Here is a 21139-nt window from a genome sequence, read left to right as displayed (position 1 = left end):
ATAAAGATTTAAAAGTCAGGTAAATATAATCATTTTTTTAAAAATTTATCGTATAAAGAAATGAAGAATAATGATTTAAGCATCATAACGCCCTGCTGGCTAACCTTTGGAATAAATATGATGAACATTGTTGAGCTGGCGTAGGCTATGAGTGTTGCTATTGCTGCCCCCATCATTCCCATTTTTGGGATAAGTATAAGATTTAAAACTATGTTAACTACGGCTCCAAACCCTGTACGAACAAAGGTGAGCTTGTTAAAGTTTTCGGCAATTAAATACTGACCGCTTGCTGCTCCTAAAAAAACAAACACACCTGACCAGATATGAACTGATAATGTAGAGGCCGCATAATAATACTCAGGCTTGAAATGTAATAATCTATAAATCAGTGGCGCTGTAAAGGTTATTACCAATGCTGTTGGTACGCTCAGGTAGACCATCAGGTCATAAAGGTTTTGGATGCGTTTTTTGTACCGCACAGGGTCATCTCTCCGGGCATTTAATATGGCAGGAAATAGTGAAGTTACAATAATGGAAGGAATAAAGTTCCATGCCTCACTTAATTGAGCAACTGTGGCGTAGGCTCCGGCTTCTTTAAGGCCTGTTATATTTTGAATCATGATCAGGTCGATTTTCATGTATAATGAAACCATAATACCTGATATAATTAAAGGCCACGAATGCGATAGCAGGGTTTTAGCTAGTTTGCTATTGAAACTCCAGTTAAAGATACTACGGCCTTTACGTTGATAGGTAAAATAGTAACCAACAGATAGTAATAAAAAATCAAACGCATAGGCATATACAAAATAAAGTAATGGCATTTTGTAGTAAATTAATGCCAGCTTTATAATTGCAGATATCAGGTTACCGCTAACCTGTACCTGCATAATGTATTTTGATTGTACTTCTGACTGGAAATAGGAATCTATTACATTAAATGCCTGGATTATACCAATTGTTGAGAAGATTAGCAGATAATTATACGGCGTTCCCTTTGCCGGATAAATTTGATAAGCGATCCAGATAAGGGGAATACAACCAAAACCTGCAAAAACCTTCATCCAAAATGATGTGCCTAATATTTGATCGCGATTTTTAGGGAATTGATGCAGTTCCTTAACAATAAATTGATCAAGCCCGAGGGTGGCTATTGCAGAAAATAGGTAAATGTAAGTTATGCCACCGCTGATAATGCCATTGTTTTCCCTGTGAAGATAATTGGCTACAAAGATGCCAACTATCATTTTTATCAGCAGGCTCCCTATACGGCCCATAAACAGCCACCCGGTATTTTTAAAATACTTTTCAAATGCCTGCTGATCAAAACCTGGAATACTGGGGAATCGCATATTTAAATTAGAATCAGGAGCCAAGATACAAGAATCAAGACAAAAGTTGAGAGCCAGCGGTTAAGAATAAACAAACAAGACATAAAAAGAGCCAGTGAAAGGTTCTTTCCTGGCTCTTGATTCTTGTATCTTGATTCTTTTCTTCTTATTGATTTACAAACTTCTTAGCGTTAATTCTTCTTTCATTTTCATTTAAGAAGATCTTACGCAGGCGGATACTTTGCGGGGTAACCTCAATGTATTCGTCGGCCTGGATGTATTCCATTGATTCTTCAAGCGAGAATTTGATAGCAGGCGCAATACGCACGTTGGTATCGCTACCTGATGCACGCATGTTGGTTAACTGCTTGCCTTTGGTAAGGTTAATAACCAAATCGTTATCGCGGATGTGCTCGCCTAAAACCTGTCCTTCATAAATATCTACTCCCGGATCAATATGGAAACGACCACGATCCTGTAATTTATCAATTGCAAAGGCAGTGGTTTTACCGGTATCCATTGATACCAATACACCATTTAAGCGGCCCGGGATAGTACCCTTCCATGGCTCGTATGATTTAAAACGGTGTGCCATAATAGCCTCGCCACCGGTTGCAGTTAATACGTTGTTACGTAAACCGATGATACCACGCGCTGGGATATCAAATTCAAGGTGCTGCAAGTCGCCTTTTGGCTCCATTACAAGCAGGTCACCTTTGCGCTGTGTTACCAGCTCGATAACTTTACCGGCAACTTCGCCTGGTACGTCAACTATCAAAGTTTCAACCGGTTCGCATTTAACACCGTCAATTTCTTTAACAATAACTTGTGGCTGACCAACCTGCAGCTCATAACCTTCGCGGCGCATGGTCTCGATCAATACAGATAAATGGAGAATACCACGGCCATAAACCAGGTATGAATCAGGCGATTCGGTTTCAACAACCTTAAGCGCCAGGTTTTTTTCCATTTCTTTATATAAACGATCGCGCAGGTGGCGTGAGGTTACAAACTTGCCTTCTTTACCAAAAAACGGTGAAGTGTTAATGGTGAACAGCATGTTCATGGTAGGCTCGTCAATATGGATAACTTCCAGTTGTTCCGGTTTTTCAAAATCAGCAATGGTATCGCCAATGTCAAAACCATCAATACCAACTACGGCACAAATATCGCCAGAGCTTACCGAAGTAGCTTTAACTTTACCCAAACCTTCAAAAGTATAAAGTTCTTTTATTCTTGATTTTTGAATAGTGCCATCGCGTTTTACTAACGACACCGGCATGTTTTCTTTAATGGTGCCACGTGCCACACGGCCAATTGCGATACGGCCTACGAATGAAGAATAATCCAAAGAGGTGATCTGCATTTGTAATGTGCCTTCGCTGATAGGGGCTGGAGGAATGTTTGCTAAAATAGCATCCATTAAAGGGAAAATATTATCAGTAGGTTCTTTCCAGTCGGTGCTCATCCATCCTTGTTTTGAAGAACCGTAGATAACCGGGAAATCCAGCTGATCTTCAGTTGCCTCAAGGTTGAAGAACAATTCGAAAATTTGTTCGTAAACTTCTTCAGGACGGCAGTTTTCTTTATCTACCTTGTTTACAACCACAATAGGTTTTAAGCCTAAAGCCAAAGCCTTTTGCGTTACAAAACGGGTTTGAGGCATAGCGCCTTCAAAAGCATCGCAAAGTAATAAAACGCCATCGGCCATTTTTAATACACGTTCAACCTCGCCGCCAAAGTCGGCGTGACCAGGGGTATCAATAATGTTGATCTTAACATCTTTGTACATCACCGAAACGTTTTTTGAAACGATGGTAATACCTCGCTCGCGCTCCAGGTCATTGTTGTCAAGGATCAGTTCACCTGTCTGTTCATTGTCGCGAAAGATGGAACAACTGTGTAATATTTTGTCAACCAGGGTAGTCTTGCCGTGGTCAACGTGAGCGATGATCGCTATATTTCTTATTTTTTGCATTGAAATGCGCCTCTAAATTTTGCGCAAAGGTACGGTTATTTAATGAATTTTTAAAACAGATGCAAGTAATTGACGAATTATTGATTTTTGGTTAACATGGGAGTGGGGGGAATGATGTGCGGATGTGCGGATTTTGGATGTGCGGATTGGGGAAATTGATTACTAACAAATTTCTGTTTAGATTTAAGGAATGAAAAAAATATATGCCCTGGTGATCACGCTGTTAATTACAGCAGGTATAGTTAACGCACAGGATGGCTGGGTTACCCATAAGGGTGATAACAGGGTGTCGGTTAAATTTCCAACAGATCCTAAAGAGCTTGTGCCCGGAAGTTTTATCGCATCGGATAAAGACAGCATTGCTTATATTTTTACCATTGTTGATTTTGTACAGGTTGCCGGGATTGATTCCGTGGCCTTAGCGCCCATTAAAGCCACTCCTGAATTTGCTGCACAACTAAAAACAGGAATGAACCAAAGTTTGCCTGATGTTAATCTTGAGGATTTTAGTATTAGTACCTGGAAAGGGTTTACCAGTTACCACTCAACGGGAACAGATTCGAAAAAGAAAAATTATGATTTGTTTATGTTTATCATCGGCAATAAGCTATACAGTGTATCAACTATTATACCTGAAGGTGTAAGCACAAAAGGCCGGGAATTTTTTTCAAACTCGATTCAAATCAGTAACTAAAGGCATGTTGTTTGAACCTGATTTTGTGTAGACAAAGATTCAATAGATTTAAGGACTCTATTTAAGCTATTCAATAATTTCAAAATGTCAACCGGTCTCTATCCCAAAATATACCTCTACCGCCGCATAGTTTATGCCAAGCTATTCATAGACGATCATTTTGCCGATAGGATAGACCTGGATAACATTGCTGATGAGGCTTTTTTCTCCAAATTTCATTTTATCCGGGTGTTCCATTCTGTTTATAATAAAACACCGCACCAGTATCTTTCATTTGTGCGGATTGAAAAGGCTAAACAACTTTTGGCTACCGATATGATTGCCGCCAATGTTTGTTATGCGGTTGGCTTTGAAAGTGTGACCTCATTTACAGGGCTGTTTAAGCGGATGGTAGGACAAACGCCTGCCGTTTACCAGGCAATACAGCACCAGCGGCAGGCAGAGATTGCCAATGCACCATTAAAATTTATTCCAAATTGTTTTGCGGAGAAGAAGGGATGGGTAGTTAGTTAATTAGAGGTTAGTTGATTAGAGATTAGGGAAAAACTGATCTGATAACTATCTGCTACAATCGCAATTTTGGAGAAGTGAGGGGATAAATAAGTGCTCATTTTTGGGGTAACAAAAAGACTAAAAAAATGATCACAAAAATGAACCATGTTAGCGTATTTGTTCTGAACCAGGACAGCGCTTTTGATTTTTATGTTAATAAGCTCGGCTTTAATGTACATACTGACGCACCTATGGGGCCGGGAATGAGGTGGCTTACTGTTTGTCCGCCACAGCAACCTGAGCTGGAGATCTCCCTGATGTCAATTGATGAGGGGATGATGTTCACTAAAGAAACGGCACAGCAAATGCGCAACCTGGTGAGCAAGGGTACTTTTGGCTTTGGCGTGTTTGAATGCGATAACTTGCTGGTAACCTACGAGGAGCTAAACGCAAAAGGCGTTGAATTTACCAAAAAACCAACCCAGGAATTTTATGGCTTTGAAGCGTTATTTAAAGACGATTCGGGTAATTGGTTTTCGCTGGGGCAGAAAAATTAATGTGCAAATGTGCGGATATGCAGATGTGCGAATGAAAAAATGATGTGCTAATTGCTGCCATTTTAATTCGTCCGCACATTTGCACATCAAAAATTCGCACATCTTCCTCACAGCTTACTAAACCATCCCTTTCTCCAAAAAATAACAACCTGGATAATGCCGATAAGTAACATACCGCCCAGTGCATAAAAATAGCCATGCGGGTTGTAAAGTTCGGGCAGATTATCGGGCATTACTTTGTTGGTTACCGGGTCGACTCTTGAAAAGTTCATGCCGTAAACGCCCGCAACAAAGGTTAGGGGGATAAATATTACAGAGATAATGGTGAGCACTTTCATGATCTCGTTCATGCGGTTGCTTACCATGGAGAGATAAATATCCATAATGCTGGAGGTGATCTCCTTGTAGCTCTCAATCAGGTCCATTATCTGGATGCAATGGTCGTAGGCATCCTTTAAAAACATCTTTACTTCCGGGCTTATCAGAGGGCTTTCGGTGCGCAGCATGTCATTGATCTTGTCGCGCTCGGGCCAGCAGGAGCGCCGTAGGACTATAAGGGTGCGTTTAAGCTGTTGGGTTTGGTACATTACAGTTTTATCGGTGTTGGCGTACAACCGGTCTTCAACCTCGTCTAATGAATCGCCCAGTTGCGCCAGTAATGCAAAATAACGGTCGAGAATAGTATCAGTCAAAGCATAACACATATAACCCGCCCCGGCTGTGCGGATGGAGCCTTTGCCGCCTGCAAGGCGGTTTTTTACGGCTTCGAAATTTTCTTCATGCGTTTCTTCAAAGGTGATGATAATGTTATCCTTTACCAGCGCCGAAAATTGGTTATTGGTAAGCTCATAATCCTTACTAAAACTTATCATGCGGCTTACTGCAAACACATAATCGTCATATTCATCAAACTTAGGGCGCTGGTGAATATTGGTAATGTCTTCCAGCACCAGGGGATTAATGGTTAAAATTGAGCCTACCTCTTCAATCAGCTTTGCGTCTCCAAGCCCTCTAACCTGGATCCAATGTGTATGGTCCTGGCATTTTTTGAACTGATCAAGTACCACTTTAATATTTTTTCCTTCGCTGGTAATCAGTTCCTTGGCATTGTACGAAAATACGGAGATATGAGGGTTTACCGCACCCTCCGGTATAACAATTGCACCAGGACTATCACCAATATTTCCTGCTTTTCGGCGTGGGTTATAGCGGACCCTTTTGATGGATGTATTCATTTAATGTCTTTACAGTTTTAAAAACTGAAATTAAGACTTTTTGTGTTAAGAAAAATAGTTGATTAAGTTGGATTGGGTTTGCAAAAGTTGTAGTTGTTGAAAGATCCAATTTTCGTTTCCGCAGGGTTCTCTCTGAGAGCACTGCGGAAACGAATCGTTACAAACCTTCTGCCGGCATGGCATTTAATAAAATATACTCGCGCTGGTTGCCTGTAAAATGCAGGCTATCTGTTGCCAGGGTTACAGGGCGGGTTACCAAAAGCTCATCGCTTAAAACAATCCCGTTTCGAAAGGTGGTATAGCCTGTCCAATGTGAAGTACCCGGAGTGAGGTTCATTTTTGCCTTTTTTGTATCCTTTGTGGTAACCTCAATTTGTTTCAAATCGTTATCAAAATATCCTTCGCTGCTGCCTTCGCGCTTTAGGGTTATGGTGTTGTGCCTGGCATCAATAGCTGTAACCGTTACCGTTTGCTTGCCGATGCCGCCCAACTCCCAGGGCTGTGTGAGATCCACCTGCCATGAATCGCCTTCTTTTATTTTGGTTGGAATTAGTCCCCATATCAACGAGCTGTACATTAAACCGCTGGCGCTGGTATTGGTAAATATATGGCCCTCATAGTTGCCTTTTCCGTCGATGCCAATTTCGCACCATCCAGTGTGTGGGTCCCTGCCGTCGTACAGATCGGTTTCGTTGAATTTGGGTTTGAGCGGGTTGTTGTCTAAAACTTCATAGGTGCTTGTTCCACTTACCCTGAAGACTAACGGGGCAAAGTCATCGCCGGTAAAAGCAATTGTTCGGGAGTAAATGTTGGCTAGCTTATCTCCTTTTTTTATGTTCAGGGTGAAGTAAGCAGATTTGGGAATGTTTTTTTGTGCCGATGGCTGGCTGTTGACACGGTAACCGGTAATTGCTGTAAATAATATCGGAATGATGAATAATTTGGTTTTCATGTTATATGTGTTATTGATATAAATTAAAGATCACCTGATGCCATATCAATCGGAAATTTTTTCAATAAAACGGATATTGTTTTAAATGAATAGGGGGATTTTCTGTCATAGTAGAGGTGCCTTAAAGAGAAGCCTGCGCTTCGTATGCAGGTAGGCATCAATCATCGCGAGAGATTATCTTAATCGCAAAGCATTGCGCAGGGGCTCTCTTTGAGAGACTCTGCGGGGGGATGAATAACTGGAAGGATGTTTGTATCTTTCCGGTAAAAATCCAATCTAAATGGCATTATTTGATTTTTTAAAGAAAGATCGGAAAAAAAAGGAATCCAAACAGAGTAATATTTTGTTAGCTATGCCAATATTTAAGAGTGGTGATAGTTACCAGCTTGATAAAGTTATTGATAATATAGAGACATTTTGGAATCTTACTGTTACAGATATAGAAGGGGACGACAAAGCGGCATCATTTACTATAAGCGGGGAGTCGATTGCCATAGCAAACATGCCTGTAGAAATACCCTGGGGGGACATAGAGGGTACGGCCCAATATGCCTATAATTGGCCGTCAGCGTTAAAAGATTTAGAAGTTCATACCGGGCACGCCATCGTATCAATAATGGCATCGCAAAAAAGCCCCATCGAAAGATTTAAGATTTTAAGTAAAGTTCTTGGCTCAATTTTACTAACATCTAATGCTATTGCAATATATCAGGGAACTCAGTCGCTACTTATACCCCGGAACCAATATCTTGACCATATTGAAGAACTCAAAGAAAATGGTAGTCCTGTTGCGTTATGGATTTACATTGGGCTTAGAAAATTGTCGACAGGAAATTGTGCCTATACTTATGGCTTAAAAGAATTTGAAAAAAACGAAATTGAAATTGTTGATTCAAAACTAAGTTTAGAGGAATTATTCGACTTTATATTCAATATTACGTCTTACATAATTAGTAGCGATGTTACTTTAAAAAGCGGCGAAACTATAGGGCTTACTGCTGAACAAAAGATACCCATTAAATTGTCAAAAGGGGAATTTGTGGAGAGGCAATCTTTTAAACTTGAAATATAAATTTAAAAAAAGACCGTAACACACAATGCTCTAAAATGAAACTTTAGTGAAAATCAATCTTTAAATTTATTGCTAATTATATTAGTATAATTTCTTATATTTGTACTACGCTGAACGATTTCATCAACCAGCCTTTTTTGCCGGATCTTTAAAAGAAGTAATCAACAGAACCTATTAAATCCTGCCGGCTTTTTTAAAACTTCAAAATAATTTCCTTGGTAAAGTGTTCTTAAAATCCCTGTTTTATTCGCAGAAAAGACTGTTTTTCGGCCATTAAAGCGGCAATGCAGTGATTTTTATACCAAATGACCTAAATGGTTTTTGCCCGTTTAACGCCTTTTTTAGACACGACCAAAACGCACTTTGCCCGTTTTATGGGTATTTTCAGACATGACCCAAACGCCTTTTGCCCGTTTTATGGGTGTCTTTGGACACGACCAAAACGACCTTTTTTCATAGACTAAATAAATATTATGTATAAATCACTAAAAATCCGGTATAAACCGGAACGCTCATGGCCCACAAACCCGGCCGATCCATTTCCGTTTGAAGGCGGCATTCCCGTGCTGCAATTTATTAACACCTATCGCAACCGCGGCGGCGTTCACCGCAAAGAGTATCTTGAAAACTATGAAGATTTTTTGGCCTGGTGCAATGAATTTAAGATCATTGATCTTGAAGACTATAATGGCCTGAACCTTGAAGGCCATTGTTACGAACACGAAGCTAACCACGTTTGGCAACGGGTAATAAAGCTCCGCGAAACGGTGTATGAATTTATAAACTGTACCCTGCGGAGTAAGCAGATCCACGAAGATGCGATAGCTTATTTTAATGAGATGGTTGGTGAGGCTAATACACACCTCCGCTTTGAGCTAAACGGCAACACACTACAGGTGATGTGGTTTAAGACCCACGAAGAGTTGGCGGCCCCATTGTGGATAATTGTAAAACAAGCTACTATTTTATTGCAGTCGGCCAATTTTAATGATATTAAAAAATGCAATTGTGGCAAGTTTTACCTGGACACAACCAGGAACAAAAACAGGCAATGGTGTAATCCATTAGTATGTGGCAATGCAGTAAGGACGAAAAAGTATAAGGAGAGAAAAATGAGGATAGTTGCTTAGGGTGATTAGATTTTTGAGAGGAACATTAGTTCAGAAACTCAATATCAAAACATTTTACCAGGAAGCTGAAAGCTTCTGCAATGCCGCACCACGAGTTACGCTACGCTAAACTCGCGGTAGCCAGAAAAAAAATGTGCTGATCCGAAAATTAAATTAATCTTCAAATCAGCACATCATCAAATTTTCAAATCGAAAATGTTACAAGCCAAAGGCTTGCTTCACCTTTTCAACATAATCAAGTTTTTCCCAGGTAAACAGTTCAACTTCACGTTTGATCTCTTTACCATCATGACCGATGAATAACTTGGTTACCACCTCATTCGGGCGACCAAAGTGACCATAAGCAGCGGTTTCGCTGTATATTGGGTTGCGCAATTTAAAGCGGGTTTCAATTGCATATGGGGTCATGTTAAAAATGGCTTCAACCTTTTTAGCAATTTCGCCATCGTGCAGGCCAACCTTGCCTGTTCCGTAAGTATTTACGTAGATCCCCATTGGCTGGGCAACGCCTATAGCGTATGATACCTGTACCAATACCTCATCGGCAACACCTGCAGCTACCAGGTTTTTAGCAATATGGCGGGTTGCATAAGCGGCAGAACGATCAACCTTTGAAGGATCTTTACCTGAAAACGCTCCACCACCGTGTGCGCCTTTGCCACCATAGGTATCAACAATAATTTTACGGCCTGTTAAACCGGTATCGCCATGCGGGCCCCCGATAACAAACTTGCCTGTAGGGTTAATGTGATATTTAATAGCATCACCAAAAAAGTGAGCATATTTAGGATATTTTGCTTTTACACGGGGAATAAGGATACTGATGATATCGCTGCTGATCTTGGCAAGCATAGCTTTTTCTTCATCAAAATCATCATGCTGGGTCGAAATTACTATCGCATCGATTCGTACAGGCTGATTATCATCATCATATTCAAGGGTTACCTGCGATTTTGCATCAGGGCGAAGGTATTTTATATCACTGTTTTCGCGGCGGATGGCAGCAAGCTCAATTAATAAAGCGTGTGCAATATCAAGGGCCAGCGGCATATAGTTATCAGTTTCAACAGTGGCATAACCAAACATCATCCCCTGGTCGCCGGCACCCTGCTCTTCTTTTGCAGTACGGTCAACACCCTGGTTAATATCAGGCGATTGCTCATGAATGGCCGAAAGTACGCTGCACGAACTGCCGTCAAACATATACTCGCCCTTGGTATAACCAATTTTGTTGATTACTTCTCGGGCTATTTTCTGAACATCAAGATAAGCTTTTGATTTCACTTCGCCGGCTAAAAAAACCTGGCCAGTTGTAACCAATGTTTCGCAGGCAACTTTTGATTCGGGGTCAAAGGCTAAAAAATGATCTATCAAAGCGTCCGAGATCTGGTCGGCAACTTTATCCGGATGTCCTTCTGATACGGATTCTGAGGTGAATAAATATGACATAGATTTTTATATGCTAATTTTTAAATTAAAATCAAAATTGCAGAGACGTAACATTTTACGTCTTTTAACGAAATAGCAAGATTTAAAGGATTGAGTAAAAAGAAGCATGGTTTTAGCACTTTTTTACGTGGTTGCAATCCGGTGCCCCCCAATAGCTATCGGGACGAGGCAATTAAATCAGTCCACTTTCAGGCCGCTAAATTAAAACAATTTTTACAAAGCCGAAAATAGATTTACTTTTGCCGGCAGAAATCATATTTAGTTGGAACGGAAAGCGTTATTTATTATAAACCCTATATCTGGCGGGAAGAAAAAGGACGGCGTTCCGGAACTCATCGAAAAACACCTGGATACTAATTTATTTAAGCCAGTAATTGTTTTTAGCGATGGCGTAGCGCACGCCAGGCAAATTGCTAAAGAAGCTGTAGATAAATTCGACCTCGTGGTGGCAGTTGGTGGTGATGGTACGGTAAATGAAGTGGCATCGGCCATTGTAGGGAGCAATACCACGCTGGGGATAGTTCCGTTTGGGTCGGGCAATGGCCTGGCGCGATTTCTGCATATCCCTATGGATACCCAAAAAGCCATTGAAATGCTTGGTAAAGGCAAAGCAATAGCCATTGATTCGGGAAAGTTAAACGGGCAGCCATTTTTTAATATGGCGGGCATGGGGTTTGACGCCCATATCAGCGAGGTATTTTCGCATACCAAAAAGCGGGGATTTATAACTTATATAAAATCATCCATAAAAGAAGTTATTAACTATAAGCCTCAAATTTATAACCTTAATATAGACGGTAAGGATTACGAACGCGAAGCGTTTATGCTAAGCTTTGCCAATTCATCGCAATATGGCAACGATGCCCATATCTCGCCGAATGCATCGGTACAGGATGGCTTGCTTGATGTTTGCGTGATAAAGCCATTTCCGTTATGGCGGTTTTTTGAGATGGGGATCCGGATGATGCTAAAAACCACCGATAAAACAAAGTACGTTGAAATAATACGCGGACAACATATAATTGTAAAACGAGTAGAGCCAGGGCCTTTACATCTTGATGGCGAGCCGCAAATGGCAGGTACGGATGCCGAAGTTATGCTGGTACCGCACTCGCTGAAGGTGATTGTGGGCGCGTCTTTTAAATAGAGCCGGAAAATTGTCGGCCCCCAATTGTTCGGATTATTATTCAGAGACGTAAAGTATTACGTCTCTACAAAATAAAAATCATGTCAAAAAAGAATTTTACAGGTGTAGTTTATTCTACCAACCCGGATTTTCAATACCAGGAAAGCGGGAGCGGAGCTACTGAAGCGCTTCCGCCGCAACAGCAAAATCTTAAAATTTACCTCGATCGCAAAGGCGGCAGTAAACTGGTTACCCGGATTGCCGGATATGTAGGCCCTGATGCCGACCTGGAATTGATAGGTAAAAAGCTAAAGTCAAAATGCGGTGTTGGCGGCTCGGTAAAGGATGGTGAAATATTGATCCAGGGCGATTTCAGAGATAAAGTTTTAACCTTACTGGTTGCGGATGGCTTTAAAGCTAAAAAGGCCGGGGGATAGGGTTTGGTTATTAGTCATTGGTCATTAGTCATTGGGAATGACTTGGTGGGGTATAAAACAATTTTATGGTTTTGCCATCATATGCCCATATTGCATTCCCCCTTTATCCCATAATTAATGTTTGCCTTTATTTCGCCATTTTACTAATGTATAAGTGCCTTACCTGTCTTCGTGGGCGAATGCAATTCGCCATTACGTATGTTTGAGCATACTAATCCTCAACTACTCTCTAACCTCCGGTCTCTAATCACTATCAATAACTTAGTGTATTGAAATAAAATAATTACTACAATTAAATATCTGTATATCAATAGTTTAAATAGTGTGTAAAATATACATTATGTAAATAAATACACCTGTTTTCTTGGTTCTTAGATAGTAAAACTCCTAATTTTGCGGCAACCAATTTTACTATTTTAATGAGAAAGAGTACTAACAATTTACCTGATCTGAGCTATTTGCAGCTTGATCAGGCGAGGACTGTTTTTTACCAATTAAACGCTGCCGAACTTGTTGAAGCGGCTTTAAAAAGAAATGAGGGCGTTTTGGCCGATACCGGCGCCCTTGCAATTGATACCGGCGAATTCACAGGCCGGTCGCCTAAGGACCGTTTTATTGTTGAGGACAACATAACCAGGGATAGCGTTTGGTGGGGTAAAATAAATATTAAGTTTGATGCTGATAAATTTGATGCCCTGTTTGAAAAAGTTACCGCCTACCTGGCCGGGCGTGACATATTTGTACGCGACAGCAGCGCCTGTGCAAACGAAAAATATCATATCGATATCCGCGTTGTAACCGAAACCGCTTATCAAAACCTGTTTGTTCACCACTTATTTTTGCGCCCGGAAGTGGCTGATGCAGCTTCTGTGCCTGAATGGACAATAATAGCAGCACCCGGTTTTAAGGCCGATCCGGAAGTTGACGGAACCCGGCAGCATAATTTTTCTATTATCAACTTCAGTAAAAAAATTATACTTATTGGCGGTACCGGGTATACCGGCGAGATCAAGAAAGGAATCTTTTCGGTTTTAAACTTTATACTGCCGCATGAAAAAAAGGTGCTTTCAATGCATTGCTCGGCTAACACAGGAGCAAAAGGCGATACGGCCATATTTTTTGGCTTATCGGGAACCGGCAAAACCACCCTTTCGGCTGATCCTGAGCGCAACCTTATAGGTGATGATGAGCATGGCTGGAGCGACTACACCATATTTAACTTTGAAGGTGGCTGCTATGCAAAATGCATTGATCTTACCGCCGAAAAAGAACCCCAGATCTTTAACGCCATTAAATTTGGCTCGCTGCTTGAAAATATTAATTTTATAAAAGGCAGCCGTACGGTTAATTTTTCAAACATTGATAAAACAGAAAATACCCGCGTTGCTTATCCTTTATATAATATTAGTAATGCGGTGATCCCATCAATAGGAGATTCGCCTAAAAATATATTCTTTTTAACAGCAGATGCTTTTGGAATATTACCGCCGGTATCAAAACTGAGCGCTGAACAGGCCATGTATCACTTTATTTCGGGCTATACGGCAAAGGTTGCAGGCACTGAAGCCGGTATAACTGAGCCTAAAGCTACTTTTTCGGCATGCTTTGGCGAAGCGTTTTTGCCGCTGAACCCGGTGGCTTATGCTGAATTACTGGGCAATAAAATAAAAAAACACCAGGTTAAGGTATGGCTGATAAACACAGGCTGGACTGGTGGTCCCTACGGAACAGGCAAAAGGATGAAGCTTAAATACACTCGCGCCATGATCTCGGCCGCTTTAAATGGCGAACTGGATAATGTAAAATATAGAGAGCACCCAATTTTTAACCTGCAAATGCCGATAAGCTGCCCTAATGTACCTGACAACCTGCTTGACCCAAGGAACACCTGGACAAATGCCGATAACTACGACGAAAGGGCGAATAACCTGGCAATAGCATTCATAAAAAACTTTGAGCAGTATGCCCCGTTTTGCAAGGCCGACATTATTAACGCCGCTCCAAATGCTACTGTATCTGTGTAGGTAACATGATTTTTATAAACAGCATTATATATTTAGAAAATAGGGAACAAAACACAACGTAAACGCTTCGCGCTTTACGTTGTGTTGCAAAAGGGTTGAGAGAGATTGATCAGGGCGATTTTAAGAACAGGGTTTTAACGCCGTTAACTACAGATGGTTATAAGATAAAAAAGGCCGGCGGATAAATTCGCGTTGCGCATTTTAACTCTCCGGATTAGCTATGCAAATAAATTTGTTTTTAACCTAAGGTTTTAGTTACATTTACCCTCACAAAGCAAAATAACCAGCTTCATCAGCATCGGTAACATAAATTTTATAAATTATTGTTTGCTATTATTAAAAAAAATGGGTTTTATTGCAAAATATTATTTGTACAAAACACAATTTTTAGTTTTCATCGTTATGTATTGCACCGATTGTGCATAACACGTGAAGCTTGAATTAAAATTTTGTAAAGAATACCATAAAATATTTTTTTATTTCATTTAAATTCTATTTTTGTTATTCACTTTATAGTATTGCATTTAACAAACTTATATTCATAAACTAAAAACTAAAACTAAAAACTAAAAGTAATGGCAAACGCACCAACAAAACCAACTAGTCCTGTAAAAAAAGAAAGCTCATCATCAGGCATGTTTGCAACTTTAACTATTCCGATCTGTATCGTAGTTGCAATTTTAATTTTCATTTTTATACTGGGCCAACCAAGCCACTTTGCTGACGGTGACGTAGAAAAAGGTACACCAAGTGACTTTTTTGGTCGTATTTACAGAGGGGGTAACTTAGTACCGGTAATTATGTCATACCTGTTAATGGTTATCGTTTTCTCTATCGAGCGTTTTGTTGTTATCGGTAAAGCATCTGGTACCGGCAACGTTGATGCATTTGTACACAAAGTACAAAACGCCCTTAACTCAGGTAACATCACTGCTGCAGAAGGCGAGTGCGACAAACAAAAAGGTTCTGTTGCTAACGTAATTAAATCCGGTTTGAAAAAATACCGTGAAATGGAAGCAGATGACAATTTAACCGTTGATCAAAAAACATTAGCTATTCAAAAAGACATTGAAGAAGCAACTGCTTTGGAAATGCCTATGTTAGAGCAAAACTTAACAATCATTGCTACCCTGGTATCTATCGGTACATTATCAGGTCTGTTAGGTACAGTATTTGGTATGATCAAGGCGTTCGGTGAGCTGGCTGCAGCTGGTGCAACTAACCAGACTGCTTTATCAGCATCAATTTCTGAAGCATTGGTTAACACTGCATTGGGTATCAGTACATCGGCAATTTCAATTATAATGTACAACGTATTTACTTCAAAAATTGATAATCTTACTTACGCAATTGACGAAACTGGTTTCAGTATTGTACAAACATTTGCAGCATCACACAAAAATAAGTAATCAACACGCTGTTGCTTAGTTTTTACCCCGGTCGGAGAGATTGACCGGGGATAGTATAATCAATTTATACATTTTACATTAAAAACAAAAAATTATGCCAAGAGTAAAAGTTGCCAGGAAAAGCACAGCAATAGATATGACGGCCATGTGTGATGTGGCCTTCCTGTTGCTTACCTTTTTCATATTAACGGCAAAACCAAAAGTTGAGGACCCGTCAAAAGCAGAAGTGCCTGCTTCGCAGGCCCAAATAACAATACCTGATGATAACGTGTTGATGGTATCTATCGGTCAGCAAAATAAGATCTTCCTGTCTTTCAGCGGCACCGATACGCGTTCAGAGACTTTAAAAACGATGGGCGAGAAATACAAAGTTGATTTTACACCCGCAGAAGTGAACAGGTTTTCAAATACAGAAATATTTGGCGTTCCAATGAGCCAGTTAAAACAATTTTTGAGCACACCGAGCGGAGAATTGAAAAATTTTGAGCAAAGGGGGATCCCAGCTGATACTACCATTAATAATGAATTATCTGACTGGATCATTACTGCCCGTAAGGCTGACAGAGCCTTACATGGTAAAGACTACAGTATAGCTATAAAAGGTGACAGAAAAGAACAGTATCCTGCCATTAATACGGTTATCAGTGTGTTAGGACATCAGAAACTTTTCAAGTTTGATTTAATTACGTCGCTAAGAGCGGCACCTAAAAAATAAAAAAATGGCAGAATTAGATACCTCCGGCGGGGGTAAACATAAAGGCGGGAAGGTAAGAAGTAAAAAAGCCTCTACGCGTGTCGATTTGACCGCGATGGTGGATTTGGCTTTCTTGCTGATCACTTTCTTTATGTTCACCACCACGCTAAATAAACCTAAGGCCATGGATTTGGTCATGCCGGATAATTCGGAAATAAAAAACCAGTTACCTGTTGCAGCAACCCGCACTATGACTATTTTGCTGGGTGGGAAAAATAAATTAATGTGGTATATGGGCGAGGCTGGAAAGACGGCCCCTACTGTTGATGGTTACGGCCCTACGCAGCTGCGCAAAACCTTGATTGAAAATGGTAACAATGTTGCTTCAACACATGCCGCACCAGACAATTTCATGATAGTTTTGATAAAGCCAAGCGATAAATCAACTTACGAAAACCTGGTTAACGTGCTTGATGAATTGAACATAACCAATGTTAAATCGCGCGCTATTGTAAAAATTATGCCGATAGAGCTTGAGGCATTGAAAGCACAGGGTTTACTACAGTAATATTTTAATTACTTGAACGTTAATTTATATTAAAAGCCAAAAAAAATGTTTGGATCAAAGTTAGACATATTAGATCAGAAATGGATCGATGTGGTTTTTACAGATCGTAACAAAGCATATGGAGCTTACGAGTTAAGGAAGGACAACGGGCGTAATACCCGTAAAGCCCTTATTATAGGCATCATAATATTTGTTGTGGCTATATCTGCAAATACCATTATCGACATGATCTCAGGGTTTATCCCCAAAGGAAAAGAAAAAATAAAGATCACTAACGTGGTGCTTTCGCCACCGCCACCTGATTTAAAGAAACCACCTCCGCCACCTCCGCCTGAACCGCCTAAACCAAAGGTTGACCAGGTTAAATTCCCGCCTCCGATTGTGAAGCCGGATATTGAGGTGAAAGAAAAACCTCCTACCATTGAGGAGTTGAAAGTTGCCGATCCGGGACAAAAGAACCTGAAAGGCGACAAAAACGCCGATGTGGTAATTGATGAACCTGTAGGTACATCTGATCAGAAAGTTACTGAGGAAGACCCTAATAAGATCTTTAGTTCAGTAGAGCAGGTTCCGGTATTCCCGGGTGGTATGGATGCCTTTATAAGATACTTAGGTAAAAATATAAGGTACCCTGCCGTAGCTAGAGAAAATGGCACACAAGGTAAAGTTATTGTTAGCTTTGTTTGTGAGCGCGATGGTTCATTAACTGATATTCACGTAACACGTGGTATTGGCGATGGTTGCGATGAAGAAGCTGCACGTGTAATTAAAGCTTCACCAAAATGGTCGCCAGGTATACAAAACGGACGTCCGGTTCGTGTTGCATACAGTGTTCCTATCTCTTTTGCACTTTCAGAATAAAAGATAAATGTTATTCAACAATAACGAGCAAAAATCGCCCGCAAGGCGGTTTTTGCTTATTTTAGGCATTGCAGGTTTTATTTGCGTAACAGCATTAGGCCTGATGGTTATTTTTTGGGATCAAATGCTGCCAAATCTTTCTAAAAGCCAGCGTTGGATTTTCGGATTGATTTTGATAGCTTATGGTATTTTACGTTTTTCACGCTTAATAAAAAAGAAGCCTGATGAAGTATAGTTTGAGAATAGTAGGGATCTGCGTGGTTTTGCTTGCACTTTTAGGAAGCTGTAAACAAAAGGCAAAGACGGTAGGTGGTGTTGACCGTTCTACAATATTTGTGGTTGATGAATCATTTAAACCAATTGTTGACCAGGAACTTTATATTTTTGGGGCATTGTATAAAGACGGGCATCCTAAAGTAATATATGCCCCAGAAAACAATGCTGTAAACCTTTTATTTTCTGATAGTGTGCGCGTGCTGATTATTGCACGGGAGATGAACGCCGAAGAAAATAAAGCTTTGGCAAGCAAAAATATAAAGCCTATAGTTAACCGTTTTGCTATTGACGCAGTTACTTTAATTGTGAACCAGGCTTCCAATGACACCACGATTACCTTGAGCGAAATAAAAAAAATGCTTAATGGCAATACTAAAACCGATAAGGATATCGTTTTTGATAACCCTAACTCTGGTTTGGTTAGGTATTTAAAAGAACTTTCAGGTAATAAAGATCTTAAACAAAAAAATATTTACTCGCTAAAATCAAATAAGGAAGTTATAAAATATGTTAGCGAACACCCCAATGCAATAGGCATAACAGGGTTTAGCTGGCTTAATGACCCGGAGAAAGATTATGCTGACGCAGTTAATAAAGTTAAAATAGTATCTGTAAAGGACGATATTAGTAAAAATGGATCCGGGCAGTACTTTTCGCCGTCGCAGCAAACAATCGCTTTAAAACAATATCCGCTTACCAGGAATTTATATATTTTAAATTTTACTGGAAAAATGGGTTTGGGTATGGAATTTGCTGCATTTATAGCCGGCGACCAGGGGCAACGGATAATTTTAAAATCGGGGCTTTTACCGGATGAGATACCCGGCAGGGAGATAAATATTGTCTCAAAAATAAAGCAATAGTATAGTTTTGTACAAAGTTGTTTAAACTTGTATATGTTTTTTTAGTCAAAAAATTATATTATTGTAGCGGCTATTTTGCTGTAACTAACTAATAATGCTCCGCTTTAGGTGGGGTAATTAACTAACTAAATAAATTATTAATCCGGTGGGGTCTCTAAATGATGGGCTATCTTAAAACAGCTTTTTCCTTTTAAGCTTCACTGTCTTTAAAAAACAATTTACTCAAGATGAAAATGATCAGTAAAATAGCCGGCGCAGGGCTGGGTTTGATGTTTTTAGGATCATCGGTTTTTGCACAAAGTTTAGCCGATGCCAAAAAGGCTATTGATGCGGAGCAGTATCAGAAAGCAAAGTCGATGCTTAAAAACCTTACAACCACACAGGCAGACAAAGATGAAAACTATTTTTACCTGGGTTGGGTTTATTTGAAACAGGATTATGCCGATTCGGCAAAAGCCATATTTAGCAAAGGCCTTACGGTAAACGCTAAATCGCCATTAAACCTGGTAGGTTTGGGCGCAGTAGCACATGTTGAAAAAGATAACGGTACTGCAACCTCAAACTTTAACCAGGCTATAGCTTTGGCCGGCAAAAGCAGTACCCCTTATTTATATGTAGGCTTAAGCTATTTATTACCGGTTAATGGGAGCAGCATGACAGTTAATGGTTCGAAGGTAACACCTGCTGATGCAGATGCTGCCATAGCAGTTTTAACAAAAGGCAAAACGGTTAATCCTAAGGATGCTGTATTGCTTGTTGCTTTAGGCGATGCTTTCCGTTCACAATTAAAAAGTAATGATGCTTATACCAGCTATTCGTCTGCTATAGCGCTTGATCCGAAACTGGCTGCTGCAGATGTAGCTACAGGCGTTTTGTGGAAAAATGCAGAAAACTTTGAAGATTCGGAAAAACAATTCCAGGCCGCATTAGCTATAGACCCTAACTACGGCCCAGCATACCGCGAGCTGGCTGAGTTATACCTGCGTTGGGCCCCGAAAGACCCAACCCAATATGATGCAAAAGTTAAACAAGCTGCAGATAGCTATAAAAAATTCATCAGTCTTACTGATTATTCGGTAGAATCGCAGATGCGTTATGCAGATTTCCTTTACAGGACAAAGGATAATGCTGCTTTGCAAAAAGTTGCTACCGATCTTTCAGCATCAGCTAAAAGTAACTTAAGGGCATACCGTTATTTGGGTTATGCAGCTTTTGAAAACAAAGATTATCCTGCAGCCGAGACTGCATTAACCAAATGGATTAAGGAAGCCGACCCCAAACGTTTGATCCCTAATGATTATTTATACCTGGCAAGAACTCAAATAGCAGAGAAAAAAGATTCAATAGGTGTACAGACTTTGCGTAAAGCATTGACTGTTGATACAAGTCAGGTTGACTTATATGGTGAAATTGGCAACACACTTTATAACTTAAAAAACTATGGAGAAGCGGCAGAAGCTTTCAGAATTTATGGTCAAAGGTCAAGAAACGCAACGCTTAATGATCACTTTAAAGAAGGTTTTAGCTATTACCAGATCTACAAAGCACAAGTTATAAAACAGCAAACTGTTAAAACTGTAGTGCCGGATACAACCTTACTGGCCAAAGCTGATACCGCTTTTACTTATATAGAGCGCAAACTGAAGGATAAACCAAGTGCACCGATTATATATTACCATGCAAATGTTAAGGACTTTGAGGAAAAAGGCGACAGGAGTGATATTAAAGGTTTAGCAAAACCATATTATGAGCAATATGTGCAATTGATCGCATCAAAGCCTGCAATTAAGGACCAAGAGAAAGAGAGCTTAGCAGTAGCTTACGCTTATTTAGGAAATTTTGCAGAAAATAAAGAAAAGGATACTGCTAAAGCTTTAGATTTATATACAAAAGCAAAAGAGATGGACCCTACAAATCCGCAGGTCGTCTATTACTTCCAAAAAAAAAGTAACGGCAAAAGCAAGTAAATAAAATTAAAATATAAAATGGAG

The 21139-nt window shown here is 40.1% G+C and carries 20 protein-coding genes; 15 read left to right on the top strand and 5 right to left on the bottom strand.

Going from position 1 to position 21139, the window contains the following annotated elements; genetic code table 11:
- Positions 1-29: 29 nt before the first annotated feature.
- Both BUE31_RS20465 and typA read right to left on the bottom strand, forming a co-directional pair.
- Positions 30-1352, bottom strand: a complete 1323-nt coding sequence (locus BUE31_RS20465; protein WP_073405706.1) for a flippase — start codon at positions 1350-1352, stop codon at positions 30-32.
- Between the two features lie 145 nt (positions 1353-1497).
- Positions 1498-3309 carry a translational GTPase TypA gene (gene typA / locus BUE31_RS20460; protein ID WP_073405705.1) on the bottom strand — a complete coding sequence of 604 codons (1812 nt, stop codon included), beginning with the start codon at positions 3307-3309 and terminating at the stop codon, positions 1498-1500.
- Between the two features lie 190 nt (positions 3310-3499).
- Between typA and BUE31_RS20455 the strand changes: the two genes are divergently transcribed.
- From BUE31_RS20455 to BUE31_RS20445, 3 genes are all read left to right on the top strand, one after another.
- On the top strand, positions 3500-4003 hold the full coding sequence (locus tag BUE31_RS20455; RefSeq protein WP_073405704.1) for a hypothetical protein: 504 nt from the start codon (positions 3500-3502) through the stop codon (positions 4001-4003).
- 84 nt (positions 4004-4087) lie between these two features.
- Positions 4088-4516, top strand: coding sequence for a helix-turn-helix domain-containing protein (locus BUE31_RS20450; protein ID WP_073405703.1), 429 nt, complete (start codon positions 4088-4090; stop codon positions 4514-4516).
- Positions 4517-4641: 125 nt separating this feature from the next.
- Positions 4642-5052, top strand: coding sequence for a VOC family protein (locus BUE31_RS20445; protein WP_073405702.1), 411 nt, complete (start codon positions 4642-4644; stop codon positions 5050-5052).
- A gap of 107 nt (positions 5053-5159) precedes the next feature.
- Here the strand turns inward: BUE31_RS20445 and corA are convergent, their stop codons facing one another.
- The gene (gene corA, locus BUE31_RS20440) at positions 5160-6287 is read right to left on the bottom strand and encodes a magnesium/cobalt transporter CorA (protein ID WP_073405701.1); all 1128 of its coding nucleotides are present in this window, start codon (positions 6285-6287) and stop codon (positions 5160-5162) included.
- A gap of 157 nt (positions 6288-6444) precedes the next feature.
- Positions 6445-7239, bottom strand: a complete 795-nt coding sequence (locus BUE31_RS20435; RefSeq protein ID WP_073405700.1) for a hypothetical protein — start codon at positions 7237-7239, stop codon at positions 6445-6447.
- Positions 7240-7519: 280 nt separating this feature from the next.
- Here BUE31_RS20435 and BUE31_RS20430 point away from each other — a divergent pair, with 280 nt between their 5' ends.
- Together BUE31_RS20430 and BUE31_RS20425 are read left to right on the top strand one after the other, a co-directional pair.
- Positions 7520-8311 (top strand): DUF4261 domain-containing protein, encoded by a 792-nt coding sequence (locus tag BUE31_RS20430; protein WP_073405699.1) that lies wholly within the window; start codon positions 7520-7522, stop codon positions 8309-8311.
- Positions 8312-8784: 473 nt separating this feature from the next.
- On the top strand, positions 8785-9441 hold the full coding sequence (locus BUE31_RS20425) for a CGNR zinc finger domain-containing protein (protein WP_073405698.1): 657 nt from the start codon (positions 8785-8787) through the stop codon (positions 9439-9441).
- A gap of 198 nt (positions 9442-9639) precedes the next feature.
- Here the strand turns inward: BUE31_RS20425 and metK are convergent, their stop codons facing one another.
- Positions 9640-10890 (bottom strand): methionine adenosyltransferase, encoded by a 1251-nt coding sequence (metK, locus tag BUE31_RS20420; RefSeq protein WP_073405697.1) that lies wholly within the window; start codon positions 10888-10890, stop codon positions 9640-9642.
- 262 nt (positions 10891-11152) lie between these two features.
- Here metK and BUE31_RS20415 point away from each other — a divergent pair, with 262 nt between their 5' ends.
- The 10 genes from BUE31_RS20415 (at position 11153) to BUE31_RS20370 (ending at position 21115) form a co-directional block, all read left to right on the top strand.
- Positions 11153-12037, top strand: coding sequence for a diacylglycerol/lipid kinase family protein (locus tag BUE31_RS20415; protein WP_073405696.1), 885 nt, complete (start codon positions 11153-11155; stop codon positions 12035-12037).
- 80 nt (positions 12038-12117) lie between these two features.
- Positions 12118-12453 (top strand): translation initiation factor, encoded by a 336-nt coding sequence (locus BUE31_RS20410; protein WP_073405695.1) that lies wholly within the window; start codon positions 12118-12120, stop codon positions 12451-12453.
- Positions 12454-12872: 419 nt separating this feature from the next.
- The gene (gene pckA / locus BUE31_RS20405) at positions 12873-14477 is read left to right on the top strand and encodes a phosphoenolpyruvate carboxykinase (ATP) (RefSeq protein WP_073405694.1); all 1605 of its coding nucleotides are present in this window, start codon (positions 12873-12875) and stop codon (positions 14475-14477) included.
- A 575-nt stretch (positions 14478-15052) separates the two neighbouring features.
- On the top strand, positions 15053-15886 hold the full coding sequence (locus BUE31_RS20400) for a MotA/TolQ/ExbB proton channel family protein (RefSeq protein ID WP_073405693.1): 834 nt from the start codon (positions 15053-15055) through the stop codon (positions 15884-15886).
- Between the two features lie 94 nt (positions 15887-15980).
- Entirely contained in the window at positions 15981-16601 is a 621-nt protein-coding gene (locus BUE31_RS20395; RefSeq protein WP_073405692.1) for an ExbD/TolR family protein, read from the top strand.
- Positions 16602-16605: 4 nt separating this feature from the next.
- Positions 16606-17148, top strand: a complete 543-nt coding sequence (locus BUE31_RS20390; RefSeq protein WP_073405691.1) for an ExbD/TolR family protein — start codon at positions 16606-16608, stop codon at positions 17146-17148.
- A 45-nt stretch (positions 17149-17193) separates the two neighbouring features.
- Positions 17194-18009, top strand: a complete 816-nt coding sequence (locus BUE31_RS20385) for an energy transducer TonB (RefSeq protein WP_073405690.1) — start codon at positions 17194-17196, stop codon at positions 18007-18009.
- A gap of 7 nt (positions 18010-18016) precedes the next feature.
- Positions 18017-18244 carry a hypothetical protein gene (locus BUE31_RS20380; RefSeq protein ID WP_073405689.1) on the top strand — a complete coding sequence of 76 codons (228 nt, stop codon included), beginning with the start codon at positions 18017-18019 and terminating at the stop codon, positions 18242-18244.
- Entirely contained in the window at positions 18234-19148 is a 915-nt protein-coding gene (locus BUE31_RS20375) for a PstS family phosphate ABC transporter substrate-binding protein (RefSeq protein ID WP_083620154.1), read from the top strand. Before BUE31_RS20380 ends, BUE31_RS20375 begins: the two co-directional genes overlap by 11 nt.
- 233 nt (positions 19149-19381) lie before the next feature.
- Entirely contained in the window at positions 19382-21115 is a 1734-nt protein-coding gene (locus BUE31_RS20370) for a tetratricopeptide repeat protein (protein ID WP_234997879.1), read from the top strand.
- Positions 21116-21139: the final 24 nt, after the last annotated feature.

It is taken from the genome of Mucilaginibacter sp. OK098 (assembly GCF_900142915.1).
Lineage (GTDB): Bacteria > Bacteroidota > Bacteroidia > Sphingobacteriales > Sphingobacteriaceae > Mucilaginibacter.
This window is presented reverse-complemented; position numbering and strand designations above follow the sequence as displayed.

What these genes read in the sequence shown, in the direction of transcription:
- BUE31_RS20400 (WP_073405693.1), top strand. Translation starts at nt 15,053, where the DNA reads ATGGCAAACGCACCAACAAAACCAACTAGTCCTGTAAAAAAAGAAAGC.
- BUE31_RS20410 (WP_073405695.1), top strand. Translation starts at nt 12,118, where the DNA reads ATGTCAAAAAAGAATTTTACAGGTGTAGTTTATTCTACCAACCCGGAT.
- BUE31_RS20385 (WP_073405690.1), top strand. Translation starts at nt 17,194, where the DNA reads ATGTTTGGATCAAAGTTAGACATATTAGATCAGAAATGGATCGATGTG.
- BUE31_RS20450 (WP_073405703.1), top strand. Translation starts at nt 4,088, where the DNA reads ATGTCAACCGGTCTCTATCCCAAAATATACCTCTACCGCCGCATAGTT.
- typA (WP_073405705.1), bottom strand. Translation starts at nt 3,309, where the DNA reads ATGCAAAAAATAAGAAATATAGCGATCATCGCTCACGTTGACCACGGC.
- BUE31_RS20425 (WP_073405698.1), top strand. Translation starts at nt 8,785, where the DNA reads ATGTATAAATCACTAAAAATCCGGTATAAACCGGAACGCTCATGGCCC.
- pckA (WP_073405694.1), top strand. Translation starts at nt 12,873, where the DNA reads ATGAGAAAGAGTACTAACAATTTACCTGATCTGAGCTATTTGCAGCTT.
- BUE31_RS20455 (WP_073405704.1), top strand. Translation starts at nt 3,500, where the DNA reads ATGAAAAAAATATATGCCCTGGTGATCACGCTGTTAATTACAGCAGGT.
- BUE31_RS20445 (WP_073405702.1), top strand. Translation starts at nt 4,642, where the DNA reads ATGATCACAAAAATGAACCATGTTAGCGTATTTGTTCTGAACCAGGAC.
- metK (WP_073405697.1), bottom strand. Translation starts at nt 10,890, where the DNA reads ATGTCATATTTATTCACCTCAGAATCCGTATCAGAAGGACATCCGGAT.
- BUE31_RS20395 (WP_073405692.1), top strand. Translation starts at nt 15,981, where the DNA reads ATGCCAAGAGTAAAAGTTGCCAGGAAAAGCACAGCAATAGATATGACG.
- corA (WP_073405701.1), bottom strand. Translation starts at nt 6,287, where the DNA reads ATGAATACATCCATCAAAAGGGTCCGCTATAACCCACGCCGAAAAGCA.
- BUE31_RS20390 (WP_073405691.1), top strand. Translation starts at nt 16,606, where the DNA reads ATGGCAGAATTAGATACCTCCGGCGGGGGTAAACATAAAGGCGGGAAG.
- BUE31_RS20375 (WP_083620154.1), top strand. Translation starts at nt 18,234, where the DNA reads ATGAAGTATAGTTTGAGAATAGTAGGGATCTGCGTGGTTTTGCTTGCA.
- BUE31_RS20465 (WP_073405706.1), bottom strand. Translation starts at nt 1,352, where the DNA reads ATGCGATTCCCCAGTATTCCAGGTTTTGATCAGCAGGCATTTGAAAAG.
- BUE31_RS20430 (WP_073405699.1), top strand. Translation starts at nt 7,520, where the DNA reads ATGGCATTATTTGATTTTTTAAAGAAAGATCGGAAAAAAAAGGAATCC.
- BUE31_RS20380 (WP_073405689.1), top strand. Translation starts at nt 18,017, where the DNA reads ATGTTATTCAACAATAACGAGCAAAAATCGCCCGCAAGGCGGTTTTTG.
- BUE31_RS20435 (WP_073405700.1), bottom strand. Translation starts at nt 7,239, where the DNA reads ATGAAAACCAAATTATTCATCATTCCGATATTATTTACAGCAATTACC.
- BUE31_RS20370 (WP_234997879.1), top strand. Translation starts at nt 19,382, where the DNA reads ATGATCAGTAAAATAGCCGGCGCAGGGCTGGGTTTGATGTTTTTAGGA.